The 12,893-nt window shown below is 54.3% G+C and carries 13 protein-coding genes; 10 read left to right on the top strand and 3 right to left on the bottom strand.

Translation table 11 applies throughout. The features are described 5' to 3' along the window. The first annotated feature begins 33 nt into the window (after positions 1–33). Positions 34–738 (top strand): glutathione S-transferase N-terminal domain-containing protein, encoded by a 705-nt coding sequence (locus CJO09_RS11110; protein WP_119442400.1) that lies wholly within the window; start codon positions 34–36, stop codon positions 736–738. Here CJO09_RS11110 and CJO09_RS11105 read toward each other — a convergent pair. Both CJO09_RS11105 and CJO09_RS11100 read right to left on the bottom strand, forming a co-directional pair. Further along, the gene (locus tag CJO09_RS11105; RefSeq protein ID WP_119442399.1) at positions 735–2,120 is read right to left on the bottom strand and encodes a DUF3482 domain-containing protein; all 1,386 of its coding nucleotides are present in this window, start codon (positions 2,118–2,120) and stop codon (positions 735–737) included. The two genes, CJO09_RS11110 and CJO09_RS11105, sit on opposite strands and share 4 nt — an antisense overlap. Beyond that, a complete protein-coding gene (locus tag CJO09_RS11100; protein WP_119442398.1) occupies positions 2,110–3,513 on the bottom strand; it encodes a DUF2868 domain-containing protein in 1,404 nt (467 codons plus the stop codon). The genes CJO09_RS11105 and CJO09_RS11100 overlap by 11 nt, the downstream gene beginning before the upstream one ends. Positions 3,514–3,755: 242 nt before the next feature. Here CJO09_RS11100 and CJO09_RS11095 point away from each other — a divergent pair, with 242 nt between their 5' ends. The 9 genes from CJO09_RS11095 (at position 3,756) to CJO09_RS11055 (ending at position 11,650) form a co-directional block, all read left to right on the top strand. Continuing rightward, complete coding sequence (locus CJO09_RS11095; protein WP_119442397.1) at positions 3,756–4,922, top strand: ABC transporter substrate-binding protein; 1,167 nt, start codon at positions 3,756–3,758, stop codon at positions 4,920–4,922. A 73-nt stretch (positions 4,923–4,995) separates the two neighbouring features. Continuing rightward, positions 4,996–5,811: a branched-chain amino acid ABC transporter permease gene (locus CJO09_RS11090; RefSeq protein WP_245961321.1), complete on the top strand. Its 816-nt coding sequence runs from the start codon at positions 4,996–4,998 to the stop codon at positions 5,809–5,811. Further along, on the top strand, positions 5,811–6,809 hold the full coding sequence (locus tag CJO09_RS11085) for a branched-chain amino acid ABC transporter permease (RefSeq protein WP_119442395.1): 999 nt from the start codon (positions 5,811–5,813) through the stop codon (positions 6,807–6,809). Before CJO09_RS11090 ends, CJO09_RS11085 begins: the two co-directional genes overlap by 1 nt. Beyond that, complete coding sequence (locus tag CJO09_RS11080; protein WP_119442394.1) at positions 6,806–7,555, top strand: ABC transporter ATP-binding protein; 750 nt, start codon at positions 6,806–6,808, stop codon at positions 7,553–7,555. The genes CJO09_RS11085 and CJO09_RS11080 overlap by 4 nt, the downstream gene beginning before the upstream one ends. Next, a complete protein-coding gene (locus CJO09_RS11075) occupies positions 7,552–8,259 on the top strand; it encodes an ABC transporter ATP-binding protein (RefSeq protein WP_119442393.1) in 708 nt (235 codons plus the stop codon). The genes CJO09_RS11080 and CJO09_RS11075 overlap by 4 nt, the downstream gene beginning before the upstream one ends. A 27-nt stretch (positions 8,260–8,286) precedes the next feature. Continuing rightward, positions 8,287–9,504, top strand: coding sequence for a cytochrome P450 (locus tag CJO09_RS11070; protein ID WP_119442392.1), 1,218 nt, complete (start codon positions 8,287–8,289; stop codon positions 9,502–9,504). A gap of 18 nt (positions 9,505–9,522) precedes the next feature. Then, positions 9,523–9,846 carry a 2Fe-2S iron-sulfur cluster-binding protein gene (locus CJO09_RS11065; protein WP_119442391.1) on the top strand — a complete coding sequence of 108 codons (324 nt, stop codon included), beginning with the start codon at positions 9,523–9,525 and terminating at the stop codon, positions 9,844–9,846. 17 nt (positions 9,847–9,863) lie between these two features. Then, positions 9,864–10,433: a MarR family winged helix-turn-helix transcriptional regulator gene (locus CJO09_RS11060; RefSeq protein WP_119442390.1), complete on the top strand. Its 570-nt coding sequence runs from the start codon at positions 9,864–9,866 to the stop codon at positions 10,431–10,433. Further along, complete coding sequence (locus CJO09_RS11055; RefSeq protein WP_119442389.1) at positions 10,430–11,650, top strand: NAD(P)/FAD-dependent oxidoreductase; 1,221 nt, start codon at positions 10,430–10,432, stop codon at positions 11,648–11,650. The genes CJO09_RS11060 and CJO09_RS11055 overlap by 4 nt, the downstream gene beginning before the upstream one ends. On the opposite strand, the gene CJO09_RS11050 is transcribed toward CJO09_RS11055, so the two are convergent. Continuing rightward, on the bottom strand, positions 11,625–12,875 hold the full coding sequence (locus tag CJO09_RS11050) for a CynX/NimT family MFS transporter (RefSeq protein ID WP_119442388.1): 1,251 nt from the start codon (positions 12,873–12,875) through the stop codon (positions 11,625–11,627). The two genes, CJO09_RS11055 and CJO09_RS11050, sit on opposite strands and share 26 nt — an antisense overlap. Between the last annotated feature and the right edge of the window lie 18 nt (positions 12,876–12,893).

Below are 12,893 nucleotides of genomic sequence, written 5' to 3'. Positions count from 1 at the left end.
TTTCAATACATTCATTTCAAGGCTTCTAAATTCATGCACGATTTATCTGCTTTTCCTATTACCCAGAAGTGGCCGGCGCAGCATCCCGACCTGATTCAGTTGTATTCTCTGCCCACACCGAATGGTGCCAAGGCGTCCATTATGCTTGAAGAGCTGGGTTTGCCTTACGAACCGCATCTGGTTCGGTTTCAGGAGAATGACCAATTGTCGCCTGAGTTCTTGTCGCTGAACCCCAATAACAAAATTCCGGCCATGATCGATCCGGACGGCCCCGACGGAAAGCCGCTGGCTTTGTTTGAGTCGGGTGCGATTTTGCTGTATCTGGCCGATAAAACGGGTAAGTTGATTCCGCAAGACCCGGCCGGGCGCTATCACGCCATTCAATGGTTGATGTTCCAAATGGGCGGTATCGGCCCCATGTTTGGTCAAGTGGGGTTCTTTCACAAGTTTGCCGGAAAAGAGTACGAAGACAAGCGGCCACGCGATCGCTATGTCAGCGAGTCACGTCGTTTGCTGAATGTTTTGAATCAGCGTTTAACCGGGCGTCCGTGGGTAATGGGTGAAGATTATTCTTTAGTCGATATTGCCATCTTCCCGTGGGTTCGCAGCGCAGTTCATTTTTATGAGGCAAGTGAGCTGCTTGGTATGGCTGATTTTCCTGAGGTCTCTCGGGCATTGAGGGCATTCGAGGCGCGCCCTGCGGTGCAGGCGGGGCTGAACAGCCCGAAACGCGATTAGTCTTCCTGTGCGAGTTGCTGCGCTAGTTCAGTGACGCGTCGGCGGCGTCTGGGTGAGCTTTCGTGCGTTGCACTCATGCTTGACCAATCCGGGTTGGCGCGGGCTTCTTGCAGTGGATCGGGCAATTGTTTGTTTTGTACGATAGCGTGTTCATTCATCTTGATTTCTATCGGTTGAGTTGCCGCGTGCCCGCGCCGTTCCAGTGCGCCAAGCAATGTTAATTGCCGTGCAGCCAGCACGCGCAAGACCTGGTCGTTCAGGCTGATTTCGCGGTAACCGCGTAAACGCTCCAACAGGCGCCGGCCATATCGCTCGGCCCCTTGCCATAAACCGCCTGCGGCGGCGCCGGCCAGCGTTCCGGCGCCCAGGCTTAATCCGCCCGTAACCAGGTCTACCGTAAAGCCGGCTGCAGCCCCTGTTGCGGCACCCAGGCCGACCTCGACACCCGCATCTTTAAGGGCCTGGGGGCTGAATAAGTCCATGCCCCATTTTTCCCCTTCCAGTGGTAAGGCCTGATCTAGGTAGTCTTCGCTGCGAAAGTTGAACCGTTGAAGCAATAGCGCGACGCATTGCTGTTCGCGTTGCCGGATGGTGTCCCGCAATTGTTGGGTGGTCACGTCGATTTCTTTCTTATCGGGGGACGCTGTTAGCCGGAAAGCGGCGGCGTCGATCAGCAGGTCGGCGATGAGCATTAATGCATCTTCATGGCGCTTTTTCTTTTGCTCCGCGACACTGGCTTTTATTTTTTTCAACAAACTGGAAAATGAATCCAGCAAGAGGGCAAGCTTGTCGTATAACTGGTCTTCGCCGTTCAGTGCCGGTGCCACCGTGTCGAACTCAACGATTGCGTGCAGGTTCAAGCGTGACAAGGCCTGGCGCCACTCATGGGTGCGCTGTCCGGGAGCATGTATGAAATTAAGCACGGGCAGCAGTGGGCGACCGCACTGCGCCAAAATAGCCAATTCTTCCTTGTGCTTGCTTAAAACGGGGTCGCGCGCATCTATAACGTATAAGCCTGCCTGGCAGGTTAGCAGCCCCTGCAATACGCGTGCCTCCTGTTCAAAGCGCTGCACTCCTTCAGTCGATTGAAGGAAGCGTTGAATCCTCTCCGGCCCGTCAATACGCGTTGCCGGTGGGCTGATTTGGTCGATGAGTGCACCGAGTTCCATTGCTTCTTCAAGCCCCGGCGTATCCAGAAGCTGAATTGCAATATCCGGCGTAATCTGCAAGCTAACCGTTTCCACGTGCCGTGTTGTGCCCGGTCGATTGTCAACCTGCCCAAAATTTGGGTCACGCGTCAGCGTTCGCAGTAACGACGTTTTGCCTGTATTGGTGTGCCCGACAACGGCCAGCTTGAGCGGAATGATTGAATTAGCTTGCATGATTGGGCTGCTTGGCTTGGGTGCCGAGCAATGTTTGCAGGTTGGGGCTTATGTGTATTGAATTGGCGGGAAGGTGTTCTATCTGTTCCTGCCAGACCCAGTCGCGATTGTTTTCGGGTTGACTGGGTTGCACGACAACATACAGGTTTGAGCCGGCTGCGGCTAACTGTTGCAGGAAATGCAAAGTGCCACGGTCGGGTGTTTGGCTGGCATCACACACGGTAATGATCTGTTCAGGCCGGCGTGCTTCTAACGTTTGCAAAACCTGGTTGCGCTGCTCGCGTGAGTCGACACGCCCCAAATCGCTTCCTGTTTGCCCTAAAGCGATGGGCGGCCAGGGGGTGTCAACGGTTAACTCCAGGCCCAATATGGCAAAGGGTTTGGTGTGGTCAAAAGAGGCGGCGGCGGTGGTCGGCTTCGTGGGCGAGAGCGTTTGCGGGGCAGGGCGGTCGATGCCGATCACCTGGCTTTCCGGCATAAGATGTGGGCGCAGGTTTATATAACCGGGTAAGGTGGTGTCAATCGGCGTGAGCCGAATACTGCGCTGCGCCCACCGCATGCAGATCAACATAAGAGCGGCACGCGGAATAAAGCCATAAACCAAAACGCAACCGATTAACCAGCTTGACCACACGATGCCGGCATCGGCAAGCGGGGAGGGCGAGCCGATGCTGGTCTCAATAAGGGTTGAGTCGGGCGTTGCAAAGCCCAATAATGAGGGAAGCCACCCCAGTATTTGGGTGAATTGCAAAAAAACGCCCGACCCCAGCAAGGTGGTTTCCCATTGGAATTGATACTGCCTCGCGGAAAGCAGGACAAGCAGCGTAAGGATGACGGCAACCATCAGGCTTGCCCAAATGGCATGGCTCACCACGCTTAGGGTGGGTTTAAGTGCCCCGGTGCGATTCAGTGTGCTGGTCAACCCCTGCACCAGCAGGCGGTTGTCTGCCTGTTTATTCAGCTTGCGCGTCAGGGCCAGCCATACTTTGCCCAAGCCGGGTGGTCCGGCGGTATCCACTTGTAGTGAAATAACCCAAAGCACCAGGGTGACAAGGTGCAGGCCAAGCAAGGTCAGCAAGGCAACCAAGAGGTTCACCGGTTGCTGCCCGCTGCCCAGCGCGCTGACGGCAGCTGAAACGCCGCCCAAAATGCCCAGTAACAGCAGCCCGGAAAGCACCCAGCGGGCTTGTGAGGCAATGACGTTGGCCTTGGGTGTGAACGAGAGCTTTTCGGCCAACGCATTTGCGCGAATACTCAGGCGCGCTTCCAGTGTTTTGCCTTGGGTGATTGCTTGTCGGGTTTCCTGTGCATCTTCACAGCGGCCGTTCTTGATTTCATAAAGACGAACCGCTTCGGTTAGCCAGGCGGTTTGAAGTGATCGCGTAAAACCCATGTGTATTTAATTCGCGTGCAGGCAATGATAGGCATATTAGGCGGTGTGCCTGATTGCGTCCAGTCGGCGTCGAGTGTGCGCGCCATTTGTTTGATATGTCAACATGTTGTGATTGCAACTTGTTGGTGATTCAACTAGTTGACATACCAACTAGTTGAATTTAGACTGATCTTCAAGTGGCAGAAAAGTGGCGTTGTTATGCGCACTTCCTGTGCACGAAAATTAATAAATCAGGAGACAAAATGAAGAAAGCGCTTCGTTTGGGCGCCATCGCATTGATGGCCGCCTCTATCACCGGTTTTGCTCACGCCGATACGGTTAAAGTGGGTATTATTGGCCCTTTCTCGGGTCCGTTTGCACACTATGGCAAGTTATTCAAAGATGGTGCCGAGTCTTATTTGAAACAGCAAGGGGGCAAGTTTGCCGGCCACGATATCGAAATCATTTATCGTGACAGCGGTGGGCCGAATCCCAGTGGTGTAAAAACCGCCGCCCAGGAATTGATCGTGAGCGATCGTGTCGATTATCTCGGCGGTATCGTGTTTACGCCCAATGCCATGGCGGTTGCGCCTTTGGTGCAGGAATCAAAAACGCCCACGGTCATTTTTAATGCGGCTACGTCGTCCATTACCCCGAAATCCGATTATCTCGTCAGAACTTCCTACACCTTGTGGCAGGTGACTGTGCCTATTGCACGTTGGGCGCACGAGCAAGGTATTAAGAAAGTGGTCACAGCCGTAAGCGATTATGCGCCGGGTGTCGATGGGGAGACCGCATTCAAGGAAGAGTTCACCCGTTTGGGCGGCGAGGTGGTTGAAAGCATTCGCATGCCGCTTAATACCAATGACTTCAGTCCGTTTGCGCAGCGTATCAAGGCATCGGGTGCCGAAGCGGTTTATGTCTTTCTTCCTGGCGGCCCACCCAGTTTGGGTTTCGTGAATGCCTATAACGAGAACGGTTTGCGTGAAGCGGGAATCGAGTTCCTTGGCACTGCGGAAATGGATGAGTTCGATTTGCAGAAGTTCGGCGATGCCGCACTGGGTTTGAAGACCGCGTTTCACTATTCGGCCGCGCACGACTCAGACGCCAATCGTGAATTCAAAAAGGCCATGAAAGCACAGGCGGCCGATGCACTGGAAAACTATGCGTCCGTGGGTGCCTACGATGGCATGCACATCATTCACAAGATGGTTGAAGCGACTGACGGCAAGAAAGACGGTGACAAGGCCATTGAAGCGATTAAAGGCTATGAGTGGGAAAGCCCTCGCGGCCCTGCCAAGATCGATCCCGAAACCCGCCATATCACTCAGAACGTCTATTTGCGCGAAGTTGAGCGCGATGGCGACATTCTTGTGAATACCGAGATCGAAAATTTCGGCATGCAGCCCGACCACGGTCTGAAAAAGTAATAACAATGTAGAAACAAGGGGTTCGGGCGTGCAGCTCTTCAGTAATATTCTGATAGACGGCATTGTCTACGGGATGGTGCTTTTCATCATCTCAGTAGGCTTGTCCGTCACGATGGGCCTGATGCGGTTCATCAATCTTGCGCATGGGGCTTTTGCCATGGCCGGTGGTTACGTTGCTGCCTGGCTGGTGCGTGAGGAAGGTTATCCGTTTTTGGCTGCCTTGGTGCTGGCCGTTCTGGCTGCTGTCGTTTTGGCTGCACTGCTTGAAACCTTTGTTTTCCGGTTTCTGTACAAACGTACTGAGCTGGAGCAGGTGCTGTTTACGATCGGTTTTACGTTTGCGGCTATTGCCCTGGCCAACTTGTTGGCCGGGCCTTACATTCAGCTAATTCCATTGCCCGAGTGGCTTGATGGTTCCATGTCTTTGGGTGATCGGACCTTGCCCACGCAACGTGTGTTTGTCATCTTAATGGGGTTGGTCGTTGTTCTTTTGTTGTGGCTCATCATCGCCAAGACTCGATTCGGTATCTGGCTCAGGGCTTCAGTTGATAACGCACCCATGTCGTCCTCTCTGGGCATCAATATTCGTTTGGTTCAATGCGCCACCTTCGCTTTCGGGGCCGGTCTGGCCGCGCTTGGGGGGGCGCTGGGGGCGGAGCTGATGCCGCTGGAGCCCTATTATCCCTTGAAGTATTTGGTGCTGATGTTGGTCGTGGTATCGGTAGGGGGGCTTGGCAGCGTGTCTGGAACCCTGATTGCGGCGCTTGTGCTGGGGGTTATTGATACCGCGGGAAGGTATCTGGCTTCCGACTTCGGTACGTTTTTCTTTTATGTCGCCATGATTCTGCTTTTAGCCTGGCGCCCTGAAGGTATTTTGCGGAGACACTGATGCCTATTGCTTCATATTCCTTAGGTGCCGGTGCAAACAGGGCACGCTTTGCCTGGCTGGGCTATGTCCTGGCACTGGTAGTGATGTTCGCGCTGTATTGGTTTTTACCAGGCAGCCTTCTCATGTTGACCCATATCGCCATTATGGCCATTTTGGTCATGTCGCTGGACTTGGTAACGGGTTACGCCGGTTTGCCGACATTAGGCCATGCCGCCATGTTCGGCATGGGGGCTTACAGTGCGGGTCTGTTCGCCAAACATTTTTCGCCCGATCCATTGCTTGGCTTGCTGGTGGGGGCCGGTTCGGGTGCGCTGATTGCCTTTATATCCGGTCTTTTCCTGGTGCGTTACCAAGGGTTGGCGTTTCTGATGTTAACGATTGCCGTTACGTTAATTCTGCAAAGCCTTGCCAATAGCTTTCAAGGGATAACGGGCGGTGATAACGGCTTAACGGGCTACGACATTTCACCGCTTCTTGGGCAGTTCAACTTCGATATGTTCGGTGTGACCGGTTACTGGTACAGCATGATCGCAATGCTGGTTTGCTATGCCGTACTGCGCCGGATTATGCGCTCGCCATTTGGTTTGTGTTGTGTTGGTATTCGCGAGAACCGCGAGCGTATGGCGGCAAACGGCACCCGGATCTATCCGCATTTGGTGCGTCTGTATGTGATTGCCGGCTTTTTTGCCGGTGTGGCCGGTGCGCTGTCCGCCCAGGTGACACAAGTGGTGAGCCTTGACAGCCTTGGCTTTGAACTGTCAGCAGAGGCTTTGGTCATGTTGGTACTGGGCGGATTGGGTACCTTGAACGGCGCCATTATTGGTACGACTTTATATTCAGTTATTCACCACTACGCCGCCACGGCGAACCCGTTCCATTGGCTGTTTGTGATTGGTGGCTTGCTCATGTTGGTCGTATTCCTGCCCAAAGGGATCTTGAACCGTTTTATGAATCGCATTGGCCGTAACGTGCTTTCTTTGATCGGGAGGGGCACATGACTGTGCTGCAGGTTGAGCATTTAAACAAAGCTTTTGGCGGGCTGACGGTTACCGATGACGTGACCTTTGCGCTGAGCGCCGGTGAGCGCATGGCGATTATCGGCCCTAACGGCGCCGGTAAAACAACGCTGGTTAATCAAATTGGCGGGGTATTGCGTTCCGATAGCGGCCGCATTCATTTAAACGGCGTCAACGTCACTGAGTGGCCCAGCCATCGCCGGGTGGGTCACGGCCTGATTCGTACCTTTCAGATTTCGCGCCTGGCGCCGGACATCCCCGCGCTGGACCAGGTGGCGCTGGCCATTCATCAGCGCGATGGGTCTATTGGGCATATGTGGCGCAACAAGAATGCCTACACGGCGGTTATTGAGGAGGCCGAGCACATTTTGGCCGACTTGCAATTGTCGCGTGTTGCCCGGCACTCGCCTGCCGAGATGGCGTACGGTGATCAACGCCTGGTTGAGATTGCATTGGCGCTGGCCTTGAAGCCGAAAGTACTTTTGCTTGATGAACCGATGGCCGGTGTGCCGCGCTCCGAGGCGCAACTGGTTCTGGATGCATTGGATAAATTGCCGGCGGATTTGGCGGTTGTCATTATTGAGCATGATATGGATTTGGTTTTTCGCTTTGCCCAACGAATTTTGGTGCTTGCAAACGGCGCAGTGCTGGCCGACGGGACGCCCGATGAAATTCGACGTAACGAAGTGGTGCGACAGGTGTATCTTGGAAGCGAGGCGCAAGTATGAGTATGCTCCTGGAGGTTAAAGCGCTGGAAGCCGGATACGGTCCGCTGACTGTTTTGCACGAAGTGTCGTTTTCCGTTGCGCCAGGCGAGCGGGTGTGTTTGTTGGGCCGCAATGGTGTGGGCAAATCCACCACGTTGAAAAGCGTGATGAATTTGACTCAATATCGCGCGGGTTCGGTGTACTGGCAGGGGCATGATATTACGCGCCTTAGCACGGTTGAACGTGCCCGAAGGGGTATTGGTTATGTACCGCAAACACGAGACGTTTTTCCCTCTCTTACGGTAGAGGAAAACCTGATTGCAGGTTTACGTAACCGGCCGCGTTCAGAGGTGCAAAAAGCGTATGAGTTGTTTCCCCGTCTTTATGAGCGTCGCAACAATGGCGGTCAGGCCTTGTCGGGCGGCGAGCAACAAATGCTGTCGGTGGCGCGAACTTTACTGGGCGAGCCGCAATTGTTATTGCTCGATGAACCTTTGGAAGGGCTGGCGCCCATTATTTGTGAAGAATTGATGCATGCTTTCGACAAGCTCAGTCGGGAGCAGCATGTGGCGATTGTTTTAGTAGAGCAAAAAGTACAAGAGGCGCTGAAGTTTGCGCAGCGTGCCCTGGTGCTGGATCACGGGGCGGTTGTTCATGAAAGCGGCACAGCCGAGCTTATAAATAACCCCACCATTCTCGACCGCTACATTGCGGTTGCGGAATAGATGCAGCCCATTCTGACAGGAGACAAAATGACTACCTCAACTTCAACCACAACACCACCGGACTCCGTTCCGCGCCTGGATATTGACCCATTCGGCGACGATTTCCTTACCATGCCCTATCCGTATCACGAGCAAATGCGTGAAGCAGGCGAGGCTGTGTGGCTGGACAGCTACGGCTTATGGGCGTTCACGCGTTACGAACAGGTAAAAGCCGGGCTCAGTGATTGGGAAAACTTTATTTCATCCGCCGGGGTGGGGCTGGCCAACTTCCGCGTGGAAAAACCGTTTCGCCCGCCCAGCCTGATTCTGGAGGCAGACCCACCTGATCACACCAAGGCGCGGGCCATTCTCTCGCGTATCCTGTCGCCCAAGGTCGTGCAGCAGATTCGCGGCGACTTTCAAGAGAAGGCGGAAGCATTGATCGACCGCTTGTTGGAGCAAGGGGAAATCGATGCGGTGAACGATTTGGCCAAAGTGTATCCCTTGCGAGTCTTTCCGGATGCGCTTGGCCTGGCCGACGACGAGCGCGAAATTTTATTGTTGTACGGCGACATGGTGTTCAACTCGTTCGGGCCGCGTAATCATATTTTTCAGCGTGCAGTTGAAAAGTATGAGCCCGTGCGCGAGTGGATTATGAACAAATGCCGGCGTGAAGAACTGCGCCCCGGCGGGTTCGGAGATCAAATTTACCAAGCAGCCGACGCAGGTGAGATTACGTTGGAAGAAGCGCCGATGCTGGTACGTTCCTTCTTGTCGGCAGGCGTTGACACTACGGTGAACGGTATCGGTAATGCAATATATTGTTTTGCTCAGTTTCCGGAGCAATACGATAAACTGGCGGCCGAACCCAAACGTGCACGGCCTGCATTTGAAGAAACGCTGCGCTTTGAGTCTTCGGTTCAAACGTTTTTCCGCACCGTGAATCGCGATGTTGAGTTTGCCGGTGCGCCCATGAAAGAGAATGACAAGGTCTTGTTCTTTTTGGCGGCGGCGAATCGCGATCCACGCAAATGGGAAAATCCCGATGTGTTCGACATCGACCGCAAGGCAACCGGGCACATGGCGTTCGGAACCGGTATCCATGGTTGTGTGGGGCAAGCCATTGCGCGCCTCGAGGGCGAGTTGATTCTCACTGCGCTGGCCAACAAGGTAAAGCGAATTGAACAAATTGGCGAGCCTACGCGTCGTTTGAACAATACATTGCGCGCGCTGGACTCTTTGCCGGTGCGGCTGGTTCCACGTTGATTTTTGAAAGGTAGAAAAGTGGCTGTTGTTAAATACATTAGTGCTGAAGGCACGGTAACGGAATTGGATGTGTCACCGGGCGTGAACCTGATGCAAGCCGCCGTAAACGGCGGTGTGGATGGTATTGTTGGGGAGTGCGGTGGGTCGGCTATGTGTGCGACCTGTCATGTTTATGTCGACGAAAAAGACGTCGGCAAGTTCGACCCCAAATCGGCGCCGGAAGAGGAAATGCTGGAGTGCACCACCAGCCCGGTTCAGGAAACCAGCCGTTTAAGCTGTCAATTGTTCGTAACAGATGACGGTGATGAAATCACGGTATATTTGCCTGAATCGCAACAATAGATTCAGCAAGGAAGGGAATGGTCTTGGTCAAACAGAAGGAAGCGCGCCCGGCGGCCGACAACGCCGGCCCGCGAGCTCAAGGTATCGAGCTGGAAACCTACCACCCTGCTTACTTTACTTTCATCGCCACCAAGTTGGCGTCCGGCGCGGCGGCGGTTTACCGTCGCCACTTCGGTGTGGGGATCGAAATATGGCGTGTTCTGGTCATGCTCGCGCTTGAAGAAAAAGTGTCGGTTAACATGGTGTGCAAGCTGATCGGTATGGATAAGGGTTCCGTGAGCCGTTGTTTTAAAAGCATGCATGAAAAGGGGTTGATTACGTTTTCGCACGACCCGAAAGATGGGCGCGTGCGTTACGCGACCCTCACCGAACTGGGTTGGCAAAAGCATAATCAAATCAAGGCCATTGCGTTAGAGCGGCAACGCGCTTTTATAGGGTGTCTTTCGCAGCAAGAGGCCGATGCCTTAACCCATATGCTTTTGCGCTTGCATGCCAATTTGCCGGAAGTGGAAAGGGCGACCCAACGTTATTTGCGTGAGCATCATATAGGCGAACGTGAAGCTGATAATGAAAGGAAAAAGTTGTGAAGAAAATTGTTGTGGCCGGAGGTGGACACGCCGCGGCGCAGTTCTGCGCGTCGGTATTGGAGACCAAGCAAGCGGTTGAGATTACGCTGATCACGGAAGAGACACATTTGCCGTATCAGCGTCCGCCTTTGTCGAAAACCTATATCAAGGAAGCTGAGCCACAACCCGCATGGTTGCGGCCTGCCAGTTTCTACGCCGATAACCAGATCAATATTCACATGAATAGCTGCGTTACGGCGATTCATCGTGAGGAAAAGTCGATCTCGGTGAATTCAGGCGATACGTTTTCCTACGATGTGTTGGTCTTGGCTATCGGTACGCGGGCGCGGGCGCACGACCTTTTCGATAAAAACCGCTATTCAAATGTGTTTACCTTGCGCAATATCGACGATGCCAACGGTTTGCGTGCGCAAATAGGCGATGCACGCAATGTATTGGTGATCGGCGGTGGGTTCATTGGGCTGGAAATTGCCGCCACTTCGCGTGCCATGGGTAAGAATGTCAGTGTGCTGGAGGCGGCGCCCCGGCTACTGGGCCGTTCGGTTTCGGTTGAGGTCTCAGAGTACCTTTTGCACAAACACCGTAGTGAAGGGGTTGAGATTTTGCTCGACGCCAAGGTCGATAAGGTCGATGAGAAAGACGGACGAATCACTGCGGCATGGGTGGGGGATACGCGCTATGACGCCGATGTGGTCGTGGTGGGTATCGGTGCCGTACCCAACGTTGAATTAGCCCAGGAAGCGGGTTTGGAGTGCGACAACGGTATTCTGGTCAATCGTTTCATGCAAACATCCGATGAGTCGATTTATGCCATTGGCGATTGCACCAACTTCCCCTACCAGGCGCTGAATTGCCACCTGCGTCTGGAGTCGGTTCAGAATGCCAATGACCAGGCGCGTTGTGCTGCACGCGCTATTTTTGATGATCCAGTGCCTTATACCGCCTTGCCCTGGTTTTGGTCCGACCAGGGGGGGGTACGAATTCAAATTGCCGGGGTCCCCCATGCTTCGCATGTGCGGTTGGTGCGTGGCAACCCTGCCGACGATAAGTTTTCTGTACTGTATTTCGACGACAATAAACTGACTTGTACCGAGTCGGTAAATATGCCGGCCGATCATATGGCGGCCCGGAAGCTGATTTCATCGGCGATTGAGGTTGAACCTGAGCAAGCGGCCGACCCGCAGGTGGCGCTTAAGAGTCTGAGTCAGGCGAGCTAACGTATTTGGCGCGCCCGGCCCCCATACCAAAAAAGCATGAGCCGCTCACAAGGATCAGGTAGAACACGGCAACGGCGTCCCACCCACCTGTAAGCTCGTGCAAAAGCCCGACAATCACCGGCCCGATGGCGGCCACGATGTAGCCCACACCCTGTGCCATGCCGGAAAGCGACGCTGCCAACTGAGGGGTGGGTGCCCGCAACACGAGTAGCGACAGGGCAATGCTGAACATGCCGCCCAGCCCCAGCCCCAAAACAGTGGCCCATAGCCACATTAGGCTCATCGACCCGTAAATGGTGGTCATGAGCCCGAACACAGCCATTGACAGCATGACGGCAATCGTAGCGCGTTGGTCTTTACCACGTGTGGCAATCCAGGGTGCAGTGAGCGACGTAATAAGTTGCACACCCAGCGTAATAGACAAGATGAAACCGGCAGCCAGGGCCGTCATGCCGCGTTCAATGAGCATCACCGGCAGCCAGCCGAATACACAGTAAGCGATTGAAGACTGGATGCCCATAAACAGTGAGACCTGCCAAGCCAGCCAGCATTTGCGAAGCCGGGGCGACGCTGAGCGGGCCCGCGATGTATTCGGTTTTTGTCCTTTTGTGTAGGGTACCCACATGAAGATGGAGACGATCAGCGGCAGTGTCCAAAAGCCCAGCGCCCAACGCCAATCGCTTCCCGGCACATTTTCAAGCGGTACCGTGAATGCGGCGGCAATCGTAGCGCCCAAACAGAGCGCGGTGGAATAAAACCCCATCATCATGCCGGCTTTATCGGGAAAGTTTTTCTTGATAATGGCGGGCAGCACCACCATGACAACGCTGGTGCCGGCGCCGGCGATCAGTGTGCCGGAGTAGAGGCCGAAGGTGCCGAACAGGCTGCGTAGCACCAAACCGAACGCGAAAATGATGCAACCTACAAGAATGAGATGTTCGGCCGACGTATAGCGCAACATTTTGGGCGCAAGTGGTGCAAATGCGCCGTAGCAAAGAATGGGTAGGGTAAGAAGCAAACCCACCGCGGAGCCCGACAGCGACAGGTTGGCCTGAATGGATTCGATGACCGGCCCCACCGCAATAGAGGCCGTGCGCAGGTTGGCTGCGATAAAAACAATAACAAAAACCAGGAAAAGCTTTGATTTCAGGCTTCCGTTGCCGGCGGCAGGGGGGCTGGAAGCGGCGGTTTCCCGGCGGGTTGAAGCATTTGAAGAGTTCTGCATGACAACCAGCTACAAAAA

The sequence above is a fragment of the Neopusillimonas maritima genome (genome assembly GCF_003576595.1).
GTDB lineage: Bacteria > Pseudomonadota > Gammaproteobacteria > Burkholderiales > Burkholderiaceae_B > Neopusillimonas > Neopusillimonas maritima.
Note: the sequence above shows the minus strand (reverse complement) of the source record. Positions and strands in the feature narration are given on the sequence as shown.

Excerpts from the sequence above, each read along its gene's own strand:
- CJO09_RS11110 (WP_119442400.1), top strand. The coding sequence starts at position 34 with ATGCACGATTTATCTGCTTTTCCTATTACCCAGAAGTGGCCGGCGCAG.
- CJO09_RS11105 (WP_119442399.1), bottom strand. The coding sequence starts at position 2,120 with ATGCAAGCTAATTCAATCATTCCGCTCAAGCTGGCCGTTGTCGGGCAC.
- CJO09_RS11100 (WP_119442398.1), bottom strand. The coding sequence starts at position 3,513 with ATGGGTTTTACGCGATCACTTCAAACCGCCTGGCTAACCGAAGCGGTT.
- CJO09_RS11095 (WP_119442397.1), top strand. The coding sequence starts at position 3,756 with ATGAAGAAAGCGCTTCGTTTGGGCGCCATCGCATTGATGGCCGCCTCT.
- CJO09_RS11090 (WP_245961321.1), top strand. The coding sequence starts at position 4,996 with ATGGTGCTTTTCATCATCTCAGTAGGCTTGTCCGTCACGATGGGCCTG.
- CJO09_RS11085 (WP_119442395.1), top strand. The coding sequence starts at position 5,811 with ATGCCTATTGCTTCATATTCCTTAGGTGCCGGTGCAAACAGGGCACGC.
- CJO09_RS11080 (WP_119442394.1), top strand. The coding sequence starts at position 6,806 with ATGACTGTGCTGCAGGTTGAGCATTTAAACAAAGCTTTTGGCGGGCTG.
- CJO09_RS11075 (WP_119442393.1), top strand. The coding sequence starts at position 7,552 with ATGAGTATGCTCCTGGAGGTTAAAGCGCTGGAAGCCGGATACGGTCCG.
- CJO09_RS11070 (WP_119442392.1), top strand. The coding sequence starts at position 8,287 with ATGACTACCTCAACTTCAACCACAACACCACCGGACTCCGTTCCGCGC.
- CJO09_RS11060 (WP_119442390.1), top strand. The coding sequence starts at position 9,864 with ATGGTCTTGGTCAAACAGAAGGAAGCGCGCCCGGCGGCCGACAACGCC.
- CJO09_RS11050 (WP_119442388.1), bottom strand. The coding sequence starts at position 12,875 with ATGCAGAACTCTTCAAATGCTTCAACCCGCCGGGAAACCGCCGCTTCC.